Source organism: Pseudomonas sp. EL_65y_Pfl2_R96, from assembly GCF_963970905.1.
Lineage (GTDB): Bacteria > Pseudomonadota > Gammaproteobacteria > Pseudomonadales > Pseudomonadaceae > Aquipseudomonas.
In genome coordinates, this window is sequence record NZ_CAXAQH010000226.1 from 1 (window position 1) to 519 (window position 519).

2 protein-coding genes are annotated in these 519 nt (G+C 68.6%); both read right to left on the minus strand.

Annotated elements, in window-relative coordinates:
• A partial coding sequence (locus tag AACY49_RS30340) for a hypothetical protein (protein WP_445262677.1) occupies positions 1-294 on the minus strand: 294 nt, incomplete at its 3' end.
• The coding region (locus tag AACY49_RS30345; RefSeq protein WP_339527956.1) for a TrbG/VirB9 family P-type conjugative transfer protein at positions 291-519 on the minus strand (229 nt) is incomplete at its 5' end. The genes AACY49_RS30340 and AACY49_RS30345, both read right to left, overlap by 4 nt.

Below are 519 nucleotides of genomic sequence, written 5' to 3' on the forward strand. Positions count from 1 at the left end.
CAGACCGTCCGGTGTCGAGCGGTTGTCCGTAGAGTAAAGCTCCTGACCCTGGCCGCTGTGACCAGTCTGGAGCGCATAGATCAGCGCCCCACCGACACCGAGGCTTGCCGCAAGACCCAGACCGGCCAGCACCTTGCGGGACAGGCGGGTCACACGCGGCGGCTCGGCGCGCAGCCGCATGGTCGCGGCCGGCTCGCCGGTCAGCGGCCGAGCGTCGTCGTCGGTCGGCTGAGGCTGGGGCGCCGAACCGGGCGTCCGGCCTTCCTCCTTTTCGGGATCGCGTTCGTCGCTCACGATGCCGGCCTCCCGTCGGTGCGGGAGATGCGGACACGCTTCTGGTTCTTGCCCGCGCCGAACCGCAGTTCGGCGGCGGCGAACAGTCGATCGACGATCATGTAGTTGCCGCGCACGCGATAGTTCACCAGCTCGGAGGTGTCGCCCTCCGGTCCGACCACGAACAAGGGCAGCATCTCGCCCTGTCCGATGCCGCGGGGGAATTCGATGAACACCTGCTTGCCG